14 protein-coding genes and 1 pseudogene are annotated in these 15,514 nt (G+C 32.6%); all 15 read left to right on the top strand.

Going from position 1 to position 15,514, the window contains the following annotated elements; translation table 11 throughout:
• The first annotated feature begins 50 nt into the window (after nucleotides 1-50).
• The 15 genes and pseudogenes from ACZ0AH_RS11600 (at nucleotide 51) to ACZ0AH_RS11530 (ending at nucleotide 15,480) form a co-directional block, all read left to right on the top strand.
• Nucleotides 51-811, top strand: a pseudogene (locus ACZ0AH_RS11600) (Rossmann-like and DUF2520 domain-containing protein).
• A complete protein-coding gene (locus tag ACZ0AH_RS11595; RefSeq protein ID WP_463475959.1) occupies nucleotides 795-1,322 on the top strand; it encodes a KdsC family phosphatase in 528 nt (175 codons plus the stop codon). Before ACZ0AH_RS11600 ends, ACZ0AH_RS11595 begins: the two are co-directional and overlap by 17 nt.
• 265 nt (nucleotides 1,323-1,587) lie before the next feature.
• On the top strand, nucleotides 1,588-2,514 hold the full coding sequence (locus tag ACZ0AH_RS11590; RefSeq protein WP_463475958.1) for a geranylgeranylglycerol-phosphate geranylgeranyltransferase: 927 nt from the start codon (nucleotides 1,588-1,590) through the stop codon (nucleotides 2,512-2,514).
• Nucleotides 2,507-3,091: a Maf-like protein gene (locus ACZ0AH_RS11585; protein WP_463475957.1), complete on the top strand. Its 585-nt coding sequence runs from the start codon at nucleotides 2,507-2,509 to the stop codon at nucleotides 3,089-3,091. The genes ACZ0AH_RS11590 and ACZ0AH_RS11585 overlap by 8 nt, the downstream gene beginning before the upstream one ends.
• A 10-nt stretch (nucleotides 3,092-3,101) precedes the next feature.
• Entirely contained in the window at nucleotides 3,102-3,632 is a 531-nt protein-coding gene (locus ACZ0AH_RS11580; RefSeq protein WP_463475956.1) for a mechanosensitive ion channel domain-containing protein, read from the top strand.
• A 112-nt stretch (nucleotides 3,633-3,744) separates the two neighbouring features.
• Nucleotides 3,745-4,845, top strand: coding sequence for an AI-2E family transporter (locus ACZ0AH_RS11575; RefSeq protein ID WP_463475955.1), 1,101 nt, complete (start codon nucleotides 3,745-3,747; stop codon nucleotides 4,843-4,845).
• 79 nt (nucleotides 4,846-4,924) lie between these two features.
• Nucleotides 4,925-6,775, top strand: coding sequence for a hypothetical protein (locus ACZ0AH_RS11570; RefSeq protein ID WP_463475954.1), 1,851 nt, complete (start codon nucleotides 4,925-4,927; stop codon nucleotides 6,773-6,775).
• A gap of 190 nt (nucleotides 6,776-6,965) precedes the next feature.
• Complete coding sequence (locus ACZ0AH_RS11565; RefSeq protein WP_463475953.1) at nucleotides 6,966-7,493, top strand: hypothetical protein; 528 nt, start codon at nucleotides 6,966-6,968, stop codon at nucleotides 7,491-7,493.
• A 239-nt stretch (nucleotides 7,494-7,732) separates the two neighbouring features.
• The gene (locus tag ACZ0AH_RS11560; protein ID WP_463475952.1) at nucleotides 7,733-9,358 is read left to right on the top strand and encodes an LVIVD repeat-containing protein; all 1,626 of its coding nucleotides are present in this window, start codon (nucleotides 7,733-7,735) and stop codon (nucleotides 9,356-9,358) included.
• Between the two features lie 202 nt (nucleotides 9,359-9,560).
• Nucleotides 9,561-12,092 (top strand): PIG-L family deacetylase, encoded by a 2,532-nt coding sequence (locus tag ACZ0AH_RS11555; RefSeq protein WP_463475951.1) that lies wholly within the window; start codon nucleotides 9,561-9,563, stop codon nucleotides 12,090-12,092.
• 123 nt (nucleotides 12,093-12,215) lie between these two features.
• Entirely contained in the window at nucleotides 12,216-13,946 is a 1,731-nt protein-coding gene (locus ACZ0AH_RS11550; RefSeq protein ID WP_463475950.1) for a sodium:solute symporter family protein, read from the top strand.
• Between the two features lie 4 nt (nucleotides 13,947-13,950).
• Nucleotides 13,951-14,289: a DUF805 domain-containing protein gene (locus ACZ0AH_RS11545; protein ID WP_463475949.1), complete on the top strand. Its 339-nt coding sequence runs from the start codon at nucleotides 13,951-13,953 to the stop codon at nucleotides 14,287-14,289.
• Nucleotides 14,290-14,303: 14 nt separating this feature from the next.
• Entirely contained in the window at nucleotides 14,304-14,552 is a 249-nt protein-coding gene (locus ACZ0AH_RS11540) for a hypothetical protein (protein WP_463475948.1), read from the top strand.
• 66 nt (nucleotides 14,553-14,618) lie between these two features.
• On the top strand, nucleotides 14,619-14,771 hold the full coding sequence (locus ACZ0AH_RS11535) for a hypothetical protein (RefSeq protein WP_463475947.1): 153 nt from the start codon (nucleotides 14,619-14,621) through the stop codon (nucleotides 14,769-14,771).
• A 106-nt stretch (nucleotides 14,772-14,877) separates the two neighbouring features.
• Nucleotides 14,878-15,480 (top strand): hypothetical protein, encoded by a 603-nt coding sequence (locus tag ACZ0AH_RS11530; RefSeq protein ID WP_463475946.1) that lies wholly within the window; start codon nucleotides 14,878-14,880, stop codon nucleotides 15,478-15,480.
• Nucleotides 15,481-15,514 lie beyond the last annotated feature (34 nt).

The following is a 15,514-nucleotide window of genomic DNA, read 5'->3' as shown; positions in this document are numbered from 1 at the left end:
ACGCGCAATTGTGCGTCTTTTCATTTAAAAAATAATGCTAATTTTGCGTTATGATTCGAATAACGCTAATTGGTTCCGGAAATGTTGCCCAACATTTGATAAAAGCTTTCACTAAAAGTGAAGTTGTTGAAATTGTACAGGTATTTTCGCAAAAAAAGAAACGCTGGCTTCTCTGATTGAATTTGATAAAATTGTAAATAATTTTGAAGATTTACAGGAAGCCGATTTATATATTATCGCTGTATCAGATAAAGCTATTGCAGATGTTTCGAAGCAATTGCCTTTTCAAAACCGAATTGTTGTTCATACTTCGGGAGCGGCTTCTCTTGATGTTCTAGATCCAAAAAACAGAAAAGGCGTTTTTTATCCGCTTCAGACATTTTCTAAAAATAAGGACATTGATTTTTCAATAGTTCCGATGTGTCTGGAAGCTGAAAATACGTTTGATTTTAAAGAGTTAGAAACTGTTGCCAAAAGCATTTCGAATGCTGTTTTTCCCATTAATTCAGATCAACGAAAAGCTTTGCATGTTTCTGCTGTATTTGTCAATAATTTCACGAATCACTTATATCAAATCGGACAGGAAATTTGTGAAGAACATCAGGTTCCTTTCGAAATCCTGAAACCTCTTATTCAGGAAACTGCCAATAAAATAAATACTTTAGACCCAATTGATGCACAAACGGGGCCTGCAAAACGCAATGATGCTATTACAATCGAAGCACATTTGGAATATTTAACTAATGAAAATCAAAAGAATATCTATAAAATACTAACACAATCTATACAAAATAATGGCAAAAAGTTATAAAGAAATAATGAACGATATCACAACATTTGTTTTTGATGTTGATGGCGTACTTACAGACAGTTCGGTTTTTGTAACCAGCGAAGGAGAAATCCTTCGTACGATGAATATTCGTGATGGTTATGCTATGAAAGCAGCTGTAGAAAGTGGCTATAATGTTTGCATTATTTCTGGCGGAAGCAACGAAGGCGTTCGTGTCAGACTACGCAATTTGGGCATTACAGATATTCATTTAGGAACTCCGGACAAAGTTAAAACTTTTAAGGAATACACTGATTCTTATAATATTAAACCAGAGCAAGTTTTGTATATGGGCGATGATATTCCTGATTTTCATGTCATGAAATTAGTAGGATTACCAACTTGCCCGCAAGATGCAAGTCCTGAAATTAAAAATATTTGCCGTTATATTTCGCATGTAAAAGGCGGAAAAGGTGCTGCAAGAGATGTTATCGAACAAGTTATGAAGGTGCAGGGAAAATGGATGGAACATTTTAGCGGGAAGCACGATTAGATAATTGTTAGTTGTTAATTATGAATTATTAATTCTTATTGTTACGACTAACTTTGTCAAAGTTTAAAACTTTGACAAAGTTGTAACTGATGTAAAAAACTTTAAAACTTTGCCTTTATAGACTTTTGATGTAAACTTTTGATATAGACTTTTTACTACTTTGCGATTAACTTTGTCAAAGTTTTAAACTTTGACAAAGTTGCAACTGATGTTAAAAAAACTTAGAACCTTAGTAACTTAGCCACTTAGAACCTTTAAAAAAAAAATGAAATTCCTCAAACTCATTCGTTACCAAAACCTATTAATGCTTGCTTTTATGCAGGTTTTATTTCGTTATGCATTTTTAAAACAGCAAAATATTCCGTTAGCATTGGCTGACTGGCAATATGGATTATTGGTTTTAAGTACTGTTTTATTGGCTGCGGCCGGTTATGTAATCAATAATATTTTTGATGTTGCCACAGATACTATCAACAAACCAAACGATGTTGTAATTGGAAAAGGAATTTCTGAAACTGCGGCATACAATATTTATATCGGATTAAATTTTACTGGCGTCGCAATTGGTTTTTATTTAGCGAATGTTATTTTAAGACCAGGTTTTGCAACCCTTTTTATTTTGATCGCTTCATTGCTTTATTTTTATTCTACAACTTTAAAGCAAATTATGATTGTAGGGAATCTTGTTGTAGCGTTAGTATTAGCTTTAAGCGTTATTATTATTGGCGTTTTTGATCTTTTTCCGGCAACAAATGCCGAGAATCAGGCGCAAATGGCAAGTTTGTTTTCGATATTTATAGATTATGCTTTGTTTGCATTCATGATAAATTTTATTAGGGAAATCGTTAAAGATATTGAAGATGTAAATGGCGATTATAATCAAGGAATGAATACGTTGCCAATTGCAATTGGTATTAGCCGAACTTCAAAAATTGTTATCGGATTGGCTATTATTCCGTTTATTTTATCCTTGCTTTATATTAATAAATATTTTTTTCAGAACAATCTTATCATTGTTACTTTATATGCATTTGCTTTTGTTTTGGCGCCGCTTTTATATTTTATAGCTAAAGTATTTACCGCTAAATCTCAAAAGGATTTTCATCATTTAAGTAATGTTTTAAAATTGATTTTACTTTTCGGAATTTTATCAATTCTGGTTATTTCACTAAATATCAAATACAATGCTTAAAGATAAACTCAAAAAATATACATTGATTTTGGCTTCGGGATCACCCAGAAGACAACAATTTTTTAAAGATCTGGATCTTGATTTCGAAATTAGATTAAAAGAGATCGAAGAGATTTATCCGCCAGAATTAAAAGCGGTTGAAATCACGGATTTTTTGGCCGAATTAAAAGCAAGCGCATTTGAAGGCGAATTAAAAGAAAATGAAATCTTAGTGACAAGTGACACAATTGTGTGGCATCAGAATAAAGCTTTGGGAAAACCTAAAAATGCTGAAGACGCTTTTCAAATGATAAAATCAATGTCAAATACGACACACGAAGTATTTACATCGGTTTGTTTTAAAACAAACACTGCTTCTACCCTGATTAATGATGTCACAAAAGTAACTTTCACAGATTTGTCTGATGAAGCTATTTTATATTACATCGAAAATTACAAACCTTATGATAAAGCCGGCGCTTATGGCATTCAGGAATGGTTTGGTTTTATGGCAGTTGCAAAAGTCGAAGGCTCTTACACGAATGTTATGGGACTTCCGACAGCTAAAGTTTACGAATATTTGAGTACTTTAGTGTAAAATTTCATTTATGTTTTCTTTTAAAGAATATAGTCAGGAAATAGTATCTACCCTAATTCTTCTTTTGATTTTAGTAGCATTGCGCGTTATTATTGCAAAATTAATTCGCCGTTTTGCACATTCAAGTCAATTATTAGAACACAGGACTAATCTGGTAATCAAGTACATTCATGTTTTAATGAATATTTTGGTTGCGATTAGTTTAATCGTGATTTGGGGCGTAGATACCAAGGATATTTTTATAACCGTTTCATCAATTGCAACTGTAATTGGCGTGGCTATGTTTGCGCAATGGTCTATTTTGAGCAATATAACTTCAGGAATGATTTTGTTTTTTTCTTTTCCTTTCCGAATTGGAGATACAATCAAAATTCATGATAAAGATTTTCCTATTGAGGCTGAAATCGAAGACATAAGTGCCTTTCACGTCAATTTGAAAACGAAAGACGGCGAAAAAATCATCTTCCCAAATAATTTATTACTGCAAAAAGGAATTTCGATTATGCCTTCACAATACGAACACAAAGAGTTTTTTGATTAAACTTAGAATGGGAATTTTGTAACCGAATATGAAAAAGCTAAAACGTAATATTTTAAATAAAATATAATATTTGTTTTACCAATTTCTAAGTTACTAAAATCACCCAATAAAAATGATTCACACCATAAAATTACCGTTTTATGCTAAACTTGCCTTCATATTAGTTAGCTTTATTAGTTTTGCTTTTATCTTTTGCATCGGAAAAGATATTATTACTCCCGTATTAATGGCCTTTTTATTTGCGGTGTTATTAGTTCCTATTTTTACCTTTTTGCATACACGGTTAAAATTTCCAAGACATCTTGCGGCAGCATGCTGTATTTTGGTTTTTGCTGCTTTTATTATCGGAATATTAGCTTTTATCTCTTATCAGGTAAGTGACATTGCCAATGATTTTGATACGATAAAAAAGAATGCAAACTCGTTTATAACAGACATTCATAAGTTCATAAAAGATTATTTTCATGTAAGCATTGGCGAACAAAAAAAATACCTGGATAATGTTACAAAAGATTCTGTTCAAAACGGAAAAGCTACTATTGGTTCAGCCATATTATCTATTTCAGATCTTCTGTTAGATTGCACTATTATTCCTATTTATACCTTTCTGTTTCTTTTATATAAAGACCATTTTATTTTATTTCTGGCTAAATTGGTCAATAAAGAAGATCATGGTGCTTTAAAAGATATTCTTTCACAAATAAAAGTTTCGATCAACAATTATATTCTTAGTTTAATTTTAGAAATGATCGTAGTTTCAATCTTAACAAGTTTGGGTCTTTGGATTATTGGAGTAAAATATTTTGTTTTGCTTGGATTGATAACAGGACTTTTAAACATGATTCCGTATATCGGTATTTGCATTGCCGGTGCTATAACCATTTTAGCATCTTTGACCGGAACTCCTGAAACTTCTGTTATTATTTCAATTTTAATTGTAAACCTTATTGTTCAGTTAATTGATAATAATATCCTTGTTCCGCTTATCATTAATTCTAAAGTCGAAATTAATGCTTTTGTCTCCATTATAGGAATTATTATTGGAGGATCTGCGGCGGGAATTTCGGGTATGTTTTTGGCAATTCCGCTTTTAGCGATCTTAAAAATTATATTTGAGAGAATTGAATCGCTGGAACCCTGGGGATATTTAATGGGAAACCATATGCCCAAAAAATTTACATGGAGGGTTCGAAGAGTCAAAATTGACAACTAAAAGACAACCAAGTCTTAAATAACGGTATAAATTCAGTATATTCATATCAGAAACACTTTTAAGCCACAAAAATTATCTAATGCTTTTAAACAGAAAAATAATAGTTTTTATTTTATTATGCTTTTGCTTACAAAGCACTTATTCGCAATCGGATAAAACAAAAAAAGAGACAAAAGAGGCCAAAGAAGTAAAAGAGAAAAAAGACAGCGCAGCAGTATATACAAAAATTAGAAACTATTCAAAAAAGCGTAAATTCACGCAGGCATTGCATAAACTTTTTTTTAAATCGGGAAAACCCAGAAAAAAAGAAGAAGTTATTGTTCAGACCGATACAGCAAGATATAACGGAAAAATTATTCGTAACATAAACATTATTACGCTCGATCCTTTTGGTCATTCTTTAAGTGATACTACACAAACTCCAAGAAATTGGGGAGAAAGAACGGGAAATAAACTGCATCTGAAAACCAAAAAAATAGCAATTTATAATTTACTGTTATTCAAAAGAAACGTTCCTTACAACTCTTATAAAGTTCAGGAATCTGAACGTTTGATCAGGGCTCAAAAATATGTTACAGCCGTAAGGTTTACAAGTAAATTAGTGGGTGCTGCATCAGATTCTGTCGATGTTACGATTCGAGTTCTGGATTCCTGGAGTACAATTCCTAAGTTTTCAATATCCAGTAATCAGGTTTCTATTGGATTTAAGGAAAAAGACTTTTTTGGTTCAGGACAGCAACTCGAATATCGTTTTACCAATAGGTTTGATGATGGCCGAAATGGTAATGATGCGACTTATACCATACCAAATATCAAGAATACCTATATTAGTACGGTTTTAAAATATCAAATCGATTTAGATAATAATTATTACAAAAGCATTGATGTTGAACGTGGTTTCTATTCTCCGTTAACCAAATGGGCAGGCGGTGTTTTGGTAGGTCAGTCTTATAGACGCGATACTTTGCAGGCACCGGATATGACTTATGCCTTTCAGCCTTTTAAGGAAAATTTTCAGGATTTGTGGGCAGGAAAATCTTTTAAATTATTTGAAGATCGTATTAACGGAATTACAAATCTGATAGTTTCCGAACGTTTTTTGAATGTCAATTATGGTGAATCTCCATCTGACCTCTATGATCCTACTCATTTTTATTCGGATGAAAAACTAATCCTAACTGGAATTGGGATTAATACCCGAAAATTTATCAAGGACAGCTATATCTTTCGAAACGGACAAACAGAAGATGTTCCGATAGGCAGGATTTACGGCATAACGCTTGGTTATCAATACAAAAATCAGCTTTGGCGACCGTATGTTGGGGCGCAATTTTCTTTTGGGAATTTTTATAGATGGGGATTTTTCGGAACTAATTTTGAACTGGGAACTTTTATTCATGATTCAAAAACGTATCAAACCGCTTTTTTATTCGAATCTAATTATTTTACAAAATTATTTAAACTGGGAAACTGGAAACTGAGACAATTCGTTAATCCAAAAGTAGTTTTAGGGATAAATCGCGAACCTATTATTGGTGACGAACTTAATATAAATGAACAAAACGGTCTGGCCGGTTTTGAAAGTGCTCTTTACGGAACGAACAAAATGATGCTGTCGCTGCAAACCCAAACCTATGCGCCACATTCGGTTTTAGGATTTCGTATGAATCCGTTTTTTAACTATACAATTGCAGTATTAGGAAGTCCGGATAATGCTATGATGAGAAATAAAGCTTACAATAAATTTACAATTGGCGTATTAATCAGCAATGACTATTTAGTATTCAGTTCCTTTCAGCTTTCACTGTCATATTATCCAACGATTCCGTATCAGGGAGATAATGTATTTAAAACCAATACTTTTGAAACTACAGATTTTGGTTTGCAAAGTTTTGAGCTTGCAAAACCCAGAGTTGTTGAATACAAATAGAAAAAATATTCTTAATTTTTTTTCTATTTTTAAAGTTTTCGAAACAATTTAAAAATCAAAACATTACCAATAAACTAAGGCAAAACAACTCGTTAAAACGCTATTTTTATCCGACGAAATACATCCCGTTTTCATTTTTGGCACAGTATATGAATATCACTAAACAAGATTAACATTAAAACTAAAAAAAATGAAAACAATAAAAATAGCAATCGCAGGATTATTTCTATTGGTTGCAAATGCCACACAAGCCCAGGTATCAATTAACGTAAATATAGGAACTCCTCCAGCTTGGGGACCTGCAGGATACGCTGAAACAGAATACTATTATTTGCCGGATATTGAAGCATATTATGATGTTAGAGCTTCGCAATTTATTTATTTTGGAGGAGGAAGATGGGTTAGAACAACTTACTTGCCAAGACAATATAGAAATTATGATTTGTACGGAGGTTATAAAGTAGTTTTGAACGATTATCACGGTAGAACTCCTTATACATACTTCGATCGTCACAGAGTGAGATATTATAAAGGATACCACGGAGCGCCACAAAGACCTTACAGACCAAGAGAAGTTTATGGATACAATCGTCCTGAGCATAGAGATTACAGACACGACGATAGACATGACCGACACGATGATAGACACGACAGACATGATGATAGACACGATGATCATCACAAACACGACGGTCCTTACAATCACGGAAGAAGATAATAAGGTGTAAATACCTTATTTTTAACAAAAAGAGAGCATCAACAACAATGATGCTCTCTTTTTTTTCCTACAAATTAACCCAAAATTAACTAAAAATTGATTGAGTATTAGTTAATACGTTGAACATTTATCATAAATACTTATAAAACAACGTTTTAAGTTAAACTATTCTTAATCCTTACCGTATTTTAATATAATTATGACTTATATTTGCAAAAAAAAATTAGACCACCAATATAATGATAAGAAAGAGCGTTTATTTATTTTCATTTTTAGCCATGTCACTTTTTACGTTTTGTGATAACAATGATGACACTACTAACAATCAGGCTAAAGACAATAATGTAGAAATCAATAATGATTTAACATCTTTAAACAAAAGATTAGATTACACAAATTCAGGCGTACTTTCGATTACAAATGTTTCGACTTCAAAATCATTAAGCGCTCAGGCAACAAATGATTTACCATTAGTACAAATTGCCGAAGTAAATCCTCCAAAAGACAGCAACGGAAGAACCTTGCAGGCTAATCATGTAGCCGTAAACGGAAATTATGCGTATGTAGCGTATACAATGAGCGGAGAAGCTTATTCAGGAGCCATCGACGTTATTGATGTTACGGATCCTTACAAACCAAAATTGATTACATCTGCTTTAATAGCAAATACAGATATTACCTCGCTTACTTATTCAAACGGAAACCTAATTATTGCCGGAGCAACTGATATTGATAAAAATCAATCGCTAACAAGTCCTTCAATTGTAATTAATATGCAATTAAGTTCAGGTTTATTGACTGATAAATATACAGTAACCAACCTTGACAGCAGAGTTACTACTGATGTTGCGGCAAATTCAGGTTCTTATTTTGCAGTAACGGGAGATACCGGGAGTTTATTTAAAATCAATGCTTCAACAAAAACAGTTTCGGCAAAGGCATCTCTTGAAGATCTTCGTTCTGTAGCAATCAGCGGAGATAAAATTGTGACTTTAAGCGGAAAAAAAGGAGTAAATATCTACAATGAATCTACTCTTGCCTTGCAAAAAAGTTTTACAACATCTACAGATGTGAGCGGTGCAAAAAGAACAATGGATTTTGATGGTACAAAATTATTAGTATCTGAAGGATATAATGGTTTAGGCGTTTATGATAGCAATAGCGGTTCAAAATTACAAAGTATTGCAATTGCAACTGCCGGTGAAGATAATGTAACCAATGCAGTTTCTGTAAATGATGGTTATGCATTTGTAGCAAATGGCGGTGCAGGTTTAAATGTTTACAAAACAGGCACTCAGCTTAGTTTATTAGGAACTGTTGGTATTGTAGGATCTTCAAACTATGTAAAATCAAGCGGGAACTTTATATATGTTGCAAGCGGAAAAGGTGGTTTGAAAATCATCAAAATGGAAAAACCAAATACCACTTTTGCAAGCTGCGAGCAATACGGTAAATACAATCAGGGACAAGATTTGATTTTAAATTCTAATGAAGTAAAATCATTCGCAGGTTCAACAGCAATAAATTCGGTTATCGTGAATTCCGGAGGAATATTAACACATTGTGGTTCTATCACAGTTCAAAACAGTTTAATATTAAACAGCGGAGGAACTTTTAATATGAGAGGAACTCTTGCACAAGGAAAATACCAACAATCAAATCCAACAGAACTTATTATCAACAGCAATGCAACATTGCAAATTGAAGGTTCAGTTGTAATTTGGGGAGATTTAAGGTTAAATAGCGGAGCAAAAATCAATTTTATCGGAAATGATTCTTCTATCACAATCTACGGAAAAGTTACAAAAAACAGTAATGTTACCATTACTGGAAATTATAAAGACACAGAAAACAAATTGAAATAAATTCTGTAATCCTAGGAAATACCACAAGATTTACGTTGTAAATCATTTTCCATAAAAAGCTGCCAGACTTCTGGCAGCTTTTTTATTGCAATCAATTTTCTTAAAAAAGAAAATCAATAACCAAACATTAACATTTCATTTAAATACTCTTCAAAGATTTAATTAGTATTTTTGAGGCACTTTCAAACCATTTAATTACGCTATGCGAAAATTTCAGATACAAATTCTTCTTATTTTTTTAACAAGCTTTTCCATTTCTTTTGCGCAACAACCTCAAAAACCAAGTTCAGTAGAAATTTACAATCAAATAAAAAAATTGAACTTTTTAGGTTCAGTTTTATATATCGCTGCACATCCTGATGACGAAAACACGCGTTTAATCACCTATATGGCAAACGAAATGAATGCCAGAACAGGCTATTTATCGCTAACCCGCGGCGATGGCGGTCAAAACTTAATAGGTCCGCAATTGCGTGAATTGTTAGGCGTAATAAGAACTCAGGAATTAATTGAAGCCAGAAAAATTGATGGCGGGGAACAATTTTTTTCACGTGCCAATGATTTTGGGTTTTCAAAAAATCCCGATGAAACTTTAAAAATCTGGGATAAAGACAAAGTACTTGCAGATGTGGTTTGGACAATCAGAAAATTTCAGCCAGACGTAATTATCAATAGATTTGATCACCGTTCGCCGGGAACAACACACGGGCATCATACATCGTCAGCAATGTTGAGTGTAGAAAGTTTTAATTTAACCAATGATTCAAAAATATATCCTGAACAATTAAAATATGTAAAACCCTGGCAGGTAAAACGCCAGTTTTTTAATCCGTCGTGGTGGTTTTACGGAAGTCAGGAAAAATTTGATGCCGCCAATAAATCAAAATTCACCAAACTTGAAACGGGTGTTTATTATACCGGAATTGGAAAATCGAATCAGGAAATTGCGGCTTTAAGCCGAAGCCGTCACCAATCACAAGGTTTTGGAAGTACCGGAGCCCGTGGTCAGGAAACAGAATATTTAGAACTTATTAATGGAGATAATCCTAAAGAACGTGATAATTTATTTGACGGAATCGACACAACCTGGAACCGTGTTAAAAACGGAAAACCTGTGGGAGAATTAATCGCAAAAATTATCGCGAAATATGATTTCAGCAATCCATCGGCAAGTATTCCGGATTTGGCAAAAGCGTATCAAATGATTGAAGCTTTAGACGATGATCATTGGAAAACTTTAAAAGCTACTGCCATAAAAAACATTATTGCATCGTGTTCAGGATTATATCTTGAAGCCGTTGCAAGCGAACAAGAAGCAACACCGGGAAGTACTATCAAATTAAGTCTTGAAGCAATTAACAGATCTTCTGTCGAAATGCAATTGACCAGTGTAACTTCATTGCCGGATAATAAAACTACGGCTCAAAACAGCATCTTAAAAAACAATAACGATCAAAAAATAAACCTGCAGATTCAGATTCCGGACAACATTGAATATACACAGCCTTATTGGTTAAAAGAAAAAGCAAGTGTTGGAATGTACACGGTTTCGAATCAGGAAAATATTGGGATTCCCGATATTATCAGAGAAGTAAAAGTTGTTTTTAATGTAAAAATAAATAATGTTGAAATTCCGTTTGAACGTACCGTTGTTTACAAATACAATGATGGCGTAAAAGGCGAAATGTATAATTTTCTTGATATTGTTCCTGAAGTTACCACTTCAATTTTAGAGAAAGTTTTACTTTTTGGAAGTACAAAAAGCAAAATGATTCCGGTAAAAGTTCGAGCAGGAAAAGATGATATTAAAGGAACTTTACAATTAGAATTGCCTAAAAGCTGGAATGTTTCCCCAAAACAAATTCCGTTTGTTTTAGATAAAAAAGGAAACGAGCAAACGTTTTATTTTGAAGTCACACCGCCTGTAAATCCGGAAGAAGCCGTTGCAAAAAGCATCGCAGTTGTAGACAATAAACGTTTTGATAAAGACGAAACCATTATTGATTATCCGCATATTACCAAACAAATGGTTTTAAAACCGGCTGAATCAAAATGTATTCGAATTGATTTAAAAACTTCTGGCGACGCCATTGCCTATATTATGGGTGCCGGTGACGAAGTTCCGGAAAGTTTAACCCAAATGGGCTATAAAGTCACGATTATAAAACCTGAAGAAATTACGCCTGAAAAACTAGATTCTTTCAATGCCGTCATTACAGGAATTCGCGCTTACAATACCGTTGGCGCTTTGGCAAACAAACAAAAAATACTTTTTGATTTTGTAAAAAGCGGTAAAAATATGATTGTACAATACAATACGCCAAATGGGTTAGTTTCAGATAAAATTGCGCCATATCCGCTAAAATTATCAAATGATCGTGTTACTGAGGAAAATGCCCAAATTACTTTCCTTGCGCCAAATCATCCTGTTTTAAATACGCCAAATAAAATCAGTACAAAAGATTTTGAAGGCTGGACACAAGAACAAGGTTTATATTATCCGGATCAATATGATGCGGCCTTCACCCCTATTATATCGTCGCATGATAAAGGCGAATCTCCTAAAAATGGTGCTTTATTAGTCGCTCCTTACGGAAAAGGATACTATATTTACACCGGTTTGAGCTTTTTTAGAGAATTACCGGAAGGCGTTGCAGGCGCATACAGATTATTATCAAATATTATTTCGCTAAAGCAGCCTATAGAAGCTCCTAAACAAGAATTAAAGAAATAAAACATTCAAAATATGGAAGCTAAAAAACAAAAAAAATGGAAAAAAAGCTACACTTATGTTTTGGTGGCGAATGCGATTTACATTCTGATTTTTTTCTTAATCATGCAATTATACTCATAACCTATGCAACTATTTGATTGGATCGTACTGATTGTCACACTATTATTTATTGTAGGATATGGCTCTTGGAAAACCAGAGGAAGTAAAACCGTTGAAGATTTTATTCTGGGAAACAACGAAACTCCTTGGTACACAGTCGGACTTTCGGTTATGGCAACACAAGCCAGCGCCATTACATTTTTGTCAACTCCGGGACAAGCCTATCATGACGGAATGGGTTTTGTGCAATTCTATTTTGGATTACCAATTGCAATGGTTGTTATTTGCTTGACATTCATTCCATTATATCATAAAAATAAAGTTTTTACAGCTTATGAATTTCTTGAGAAACGTTTTGACCTTAAAACACGTTCTCTCGCGGCTATATTATTCCTGGTACAAAGAGGTTTAGGAACAGGACTTACCATTTATGCTCCTGCCATTATTTTATCAGCACTTTTAGGCTGGAATTTAACGGCAATGAACATTATGATTGGTGTTCTTGTGATCATTTATACCTTTTCTGGAGGAACAAAAGCCGTAAATGTAACCCAGAAACAGCAAATGTTTGTAATCATGTCCGGAATGTTTATTACATTTTTCCTGATTTTGCATTATTTGCCAAACGATATGACTTTTACAAGTGCACTGCATATTGCGGGCGCAAATGATAAAATGAATATTGTCGATTTCTCTTTTAATCCTGAAGAAAAATATACGTTCTGGAGCGGAATTACGGGTGGTTTTTTCCTGGCACTCGCCTATTTTGGAACAGATCAATCTCAGGTTGGCCGTTATTTATCCGGAAAATCGATTCGTGAAAGCCAAATGGGATTAATCATGAACGGACTTTTAAAAGTTCCGATGCAATTCTTTATTCTGTTAACCGGAGTTATGGTTTTTGTGTTTTTTCAATTTAATCCGGTTCCTTTAAATTTTAATCCGAATAATAAAATTGTCATTGAAAAATCGGCTTATAAAGAAGAATATCATGCTTTAGAGAAAAAATTAAATACACTTTCAGAAGATAAAAAGGTCATTAATTTATTGTATATCGATCAGTTAAATCAGGATTTTGACAATCCGATTTTGCGTAAAGAATTAGTTACTTTGTCCAATAAAGAAAAGGATTTACGCGATCGCGCCAAAGAAATAATTACAAAAGCAGACAGTAATAGTGAAACTAACGATAAAGATTATGTCTTTTTCCACTTCATTCTGCATTATTTACCAAAAGGCCTTATCGGATTATTATTGGCTGTAATTCTTTCGGCAGCAATGTCATCGACGGCTTCGGGATTAAATGCTTTGGCTTCTACAACGGCAATCGACATTTATAAACGAAATCTGAAAACCGAAAAATCAGAGAAACATTATCTGAATGCAACCAAATTCTTCACGCTTTTCTGGGGAATTGTAGCCATACTTTTTGCCTGTGTTGGAACTTTATTTGAGAATTTAATTCAGTTAGTAAATATTATTGGTTCAATTTTCTACGGAACTGTTTTAGGAATCTTTTTAGTTGGATTTTACCTAAGACGTGTAACAGCAAAACCTATGTTTTACAGCGCTATCATTAGCCAAATCACGATTTTTATCATTTATTATTTCATGATTTACCGTCAGGAAAAATTAGGTTATTTATGGCTGAATTTCATCGGGGCAATTTTGACAATCGTTTTATCGCTGTTTATGCAATTTGTTTTTTTTAGAAAGAAGACAGATTCTGATGATGTGATTTTGGAGCAATTTTAAAATTATGACTAATCTAAAAAACATAATATTTCTTTATTCTTCTCTAACTGGCAAATCAGGAAGAATCGAATATGGAATATATTTTTTAGCTCATATTTTAATGTGTTATCTGGCTCTTGATTTATACCAGAATGTAAATTTAGATAATGAAAAGATTCTTAATATATTTTATTCTTGTTTTATTCTATTAATGACTTTTGTTCCTATGCAAGCTGTTACCACAAGAAGATTAAGAGATTTGAATGCAAATCCGACCTTTGTTATTTTTAATTTTGTTCCGATACTTAATATAGCTTTCGTGATATTCTTATTGCTGGCAAAAAAATCTATAATGACTAAATAATTAATTATAGAATTATGTTTCAAAAATTCATTCTAATTGCCTTGTTGCTTTTTTGTATTCAGGTTAAAAGCCAAAGTTCTTCTGAAAATGACGAAGTACAAGATATTCCACATCAACTTTATTCAAAATGTTTTGAGAATCTAAATCAAGGCAACGACATATTAGAAAAGTATCCAATATTTAACAATGTAAAATTCTGTTCTATTCCGTATTGTATGGCACTATTTTGTTATAAAGAAAAAGATCTCGATTTTGTAGCCTAAGAAAGATTAATAGGAATTGCAACTCAATTATTTCGACAAGGAAATCCAATATATATAATTTCCGGAATGGATAGTTATTTAGATGCTGATGAAAAAAATAAAAATTTAGAAGATGATAATCATATCGTTTATATTAGTATCGCTACTTGTACTAAGTCACTATTTGAATCAAAAGTGCAAGAAATTGTAAACAAACAAACAAACAATGCTGTTGATTAACAAAAGTAAAAATTATAATTAATCAACATTCTTTGACGATTTACTTATTTAGCGTTTGTAATAGAAAAAACCTTATTTTAGTATTATCCAAAACAATATTTACTAAATGAAATTTTCTGACGACATTCAAAAATTACTTCCTCTGGGTTATCTTTTCCTTGTCATAATGGGAATATTAAAAGAGTGTTTCTTCTATTATCAACTTGGAATAAATATCTTAAAATATTCTACAATAATGGATATTTTAATTAGTCCAATTGCTGAATTTACTTCAAACCCGGTAATTTTAATAGCCATACTTTCTTTATTTGCTTTTCATTATTACTTACCTGAAATATTATTAAAATACAACCATCTTAAATTCGTTCAAAAAGCATTTGAATTAAAAACAACAGACGGATTTACGACAGAAGAAACGAAAAGTTATTATATTGACATTTCAATAAAAGCCCTTGCGATTGTATTGTCTTCTTTTTTTCTGGGATATGGACTTGCCGGCGGATACTTTACATCCCAAAAAATCAAGAAAAACAAATTAGAGTATAATTACAAATTGAATTATAACAGCGGAGAATCGCAACAAATCCATTTAATTAATACCAATAGCCTGTATTATTTTTATATAGAGAAAGGAAGTAAAACTATCACAATAGTACCTATTGCAACAATAAAAAGCATGGAACTAACTAAAAATAAGATGCTCCAGTAAAAGCTTATCTTTGAGTAACTAACTTTTGTTACAT

The sequence above is a fragment of the Flavobacterium sp. AC105 genome (genome assembly GCF_979258495.1).
This window is presented reverse-complemented; position numbering and strand designations above follow the sequence as displayed.

Bases quoted from the DNA above. Each gene is read 5' to 3' on its own strand.
- ACZ0AH_RS11585 (WP_463475957.1), top strand. From the start codon at position 2,507: ATGCTTAAAGATAAACTCAAAAAATATACATTGATTTTGGCTTCGGGA.
- ACZ0AH_RS11555 (WP_463475951.1), top strand. From the start codon at position 9,561: ATGCGAAAATTTCAGATACAAATTCTTCTTATTTTTTTAACAAGCTTT.
- ACZ0AH_RS11595 (WP_463475959.1), top strand. From the start codon at position 795: ATGGCAAAAAGTTATAAAGAAATAATGAACGATATCACAACATTTGTT.
- ACZ0AH_RS11560 (WP_463475952.1), top strand. From the start codon at position 7,733: ATGATAAGAAAGAGCGTTTATTTATTTTCATTTTTAGCCATGTCACTT.
- ACZ0AH_RS11550 (WP_463475950.1), top strand. From the start codon at position 12,216: ATGCAACTATTTGATTGGATCGTACTGATTGTCACACTATTATTTATT.
- ACZ0AH_RS11590 (WP_463475958.1), top strand. From the start codon at position 1,588: ATGAAATTCCTCAAACTCATTCGTTACCAAAACCTATTAATGCTTGCT.
- ACZ0AH_RS11530 (WP_463475946.1), top strand. From the start codon at position 14,878: ATGAAATTTTCTGACGACATTCAAAAATTACTTCCTCTGGGTTATCTT.
- ACZ0AH_RS11565 (WP_463475953.1), top strand. From the start codon at position 6,966: ATGAAAACAATAAAAATAGCAATCGCAGGATTATTTCTATTGGTTGCA.
- ACZ0AH_RS11575 (WP_463475955.1), top strand. From the start codon at position 3,745: ATGATTCACACCATAAAATTACCGTTTTATGCTAAACTTGCCTTCATA.
- ACZ0AH_RS11570 (WP_463475954.1), top strand. From the start codon at position 4,925: ATGCTTTTAAACAGAAAAATAATAGTTTTTATTTTATTATGCTTTTGC.
- ACZ0AH_RS11535 (WP_463475947.1), top strand. From the start codon at position 14,619: ATGGATAGTTATTTAGATGCTGATGAAAAAAATAAAAATTTAGAAGAT.
- ACZ0AH_RS11545 (WP_463475949.1), top strand. From the start codon at position 13,951: ATGACTAATCTAAAAAACATAATATTTCTTTATTCTTCTCTAACTGGC.
- ACZ0AH_RS11540 (WP_463475948.1), top strand. From the start codon at position 14,304: ATGTTTCAAAAATTCATTCTAATTGCCTTGTTGCTTTTTTGTATTCAG.
- ACZ0AH_RS11580 (WP_463475956.1), top strand. From the start codon at position 3,102: ATGTTTTCTTTTAAAGAATATAGTCAGGAAATAGTATCTACCCTAATT.